1 protein-coding gene is annotated in these 2667 nt (G+C 63.7%); it reads left to right on the forward strand.

All coding sequences use genetic code 11. The features are described 5' to 3' along the window. A partial coding sequence (otsB, locus tag ACLQI9_RS31285) for a trehalose-phosphatase (protein ID WP_442392739.1) occupies positions 1–2667 on the forward strand: 2667 nt, incomplete at both ends.

Raw genomic sequence — 2667 nt, forward strand, 5'->3', positions numbered from 1 at the left:
GTGCGGCGCCGACGTTGTGGTTGCGGACCTGGACGACGTCGCTGTACGCGTGGGTGACCGGCGGATCTCGCAGCTTCCCGATGCGGTGGAGTCATACGGTCAGATCATCGGTGTTCTGGGCGCCCGAGAACCGGTGTTGTTTTTCGACTACGACGGAACCTTGTCCCCCATCGTTGCCGATCCCGGCGCCGCCGCCCTCGTCGACGGAGCGGCCAAGGCGCTGGAAAGCGTGGCGTTGCAATGCCCGGTCGCCATATTGAGCGGCCGCGACCTCGCCGATATCCGCGCTCGGGTACCGGTATCGGGTATCTGGTACGCGGGCAGCCACGGCTTTGAGCTGACCGGACCGGACGGCACCTACCATCAGAACGAAGCGGCCGGCGCCGCCGTCGGTGTCCTCGAGCGTGCGGCGGCCGAGTTAGGCGAGAGCCTGGCGGAGGTTCCCGGAGTACGGGTGGAACATAAGCGCTTCGCCGTCGCGGTTCACTACCGCCAGGTCGCACCGGAGCACATCGGCGAGATCGTGGCTGCCACACACAAGGTCGGACAGCGAGATGGCCTACGCGTGACGAACGGTCGCAAGGTCGTCGAGCTGCGGCCCGACATCGACTGGGACAAGGGGACCACGCTGGCCTGGATTCGTGATCGCATCGACGCTACGGGTTCGCTGCTGCCGATCTACATCGGCGACGACCTCACCGACGAAGACGCGTTCGACGCAGTCGGATTCGACGGCATCGGGATTGTTGTGCGGCACGACGAGGACGGCGACCGCAAGACGGCCGCCCGTTTCAGTCTGCAGAGTCCCGATCAGGTGCGCGAGTTCATCCAGCGCGGGTCGAATTGGCTGGCGAACAAACACCAGACGTCGGACAAGGCGTGGGATTTCACCTTCGAGGGGTATGACCCGCAGAACGAGAAGCTTCGTGAGTCGTTGTGCACGGTGGGAAATGGCTACTTCGCCACCCGGGGCGCGGCGCCCGAATCGAAGGCCGACCAGGTGCACTATCCGGGCACCTATGCCGCCGGGGTTTACAACCGTCTCGTCGATGACGTATCGGGTACCGCAATCGACAACGAGAGTTTGGTCAACCTGCCTAACTGGCTTGCCCTGACCTTCCGGGTCGACGGCGGCAGCTGGTTCGACATCGACGCGGTCAGGGTGCTGTCCTACAGGCAGACCTTCGACCTTCGCGGCGCGGTACTGACCAGGGAGGTGCGCTTCTGTGATGACGCCGGACGCACCAGTTCGCTGACCCAGCAACGATTCGTCGCGATGCACATGCCCCACGTCGGTGCCCTTGCGACGACGATCGTCGCCGAGGACTGGTCAGGGACCATCGAAATTCGATCCACGCTGGACGGCAACGTCACGAACTCGCTAGTCGAGCGGTACCGGGACTTGGCCAACGATCATCTTGGGTTGGTGGAAAAGCGGGAGATCAACGACAACTCGGTGCTGCTGACAGTTCAGACGACTCAATCGCGCGTTCCCCTTGCCATGGCGGCGCGAAGCATCGTGTGGCGTGACGGGACGCCCGTCCCGGCCACCTACCGCCTTGTCGACCAGGGAGCCGAAATCGGTCACGATATCGCCGTCGAGATGTCAGTCGGTGACGCGGTGACGGTGGAGAAGATCGTGACCGTCTTCACCGGGCGCGATGTCGCGACGTCCGAACCCGCTGTCGATGCCCAGCGCTGGCTGAGCCGACTCGGCCGGTTCGCCGAGTTGCGCGACGGGCACCTGAATGACTGGGTACATCTGTGGGAGCGCCTGTCCATCGAGTTCGAGGATTTCACCGACGAATCGCGCATCCTGCGACTGCATCTCCTGCATCTGCTGCAGACGGTTTCACCCAACAGTTCCGACCTCGATGTCGGGGTGCCGGCTCGCGGACTTCACGGTGAGGCATATCGCGGGCACATCTTCTGGGACGAGCTGTTCATCTTCCCGGTACTCAACTTACGGCTGCCTATGATCACCCGGTCGCTGCTGGGATACCGCTACCGGCGCCTGCCCGAGGCGCGTCACGCCGCCCAGGCGGCGGGCTACTCCGGCGCGATGTTCCCGTGGCAATCCGGCAGCGATGGACGCGAGGAAAGCCAACGCCTGCACCTCAATCCGCGCAGCGGCCGGTGGAACCCCGACTCGAGCGCCCGTGCGCACCACATCGGCATCGCCGTCGCCAATAGCGCGTGGAAGTGTTATCAGGTCACCGGGGATCTCGCCTACCTGATCGACTATGGCACGGAGATGCTGGCCGAGATCGCACGCTTCTGGGTAAGTAGGGCCAGCTACGACCAGGAACGCGGACGCTACAGCATCCGAGGCGTCATCGGGCCCGATGAATTCCACTCGGGCTACCCCGACGCGCCTTACGACGGCATCGACAACAACGCCTACACCAACGTGATGGCGGTCTGGGTGATCATGCGGGCCTTCGACGCACTGAAACTGCTACCGCTGCCGAACCGACTCGACTTACGGGAAACGCTCGGACTGCACACTGAGGAACTGGCGCACTGGGATGAGGTGAGCCGACGAATGTACGTCCCATTCCACGACGGCGTCATCAGCCAGTTCGAGGGATACGGCGAATTGGACGAATTGGACTGGGACCGCTACCACCGGAAGTACGGCAACATCCAACGCCTCGACCGCATCCT

The organism is Mycobacterium sp. (assembly GCF_052143115.1).
Lineage (GTDB): Bacteria > Actinomycetota > Actinomycetes > Mycobacteriales > Mycobacteriaceae > Mycobacterium.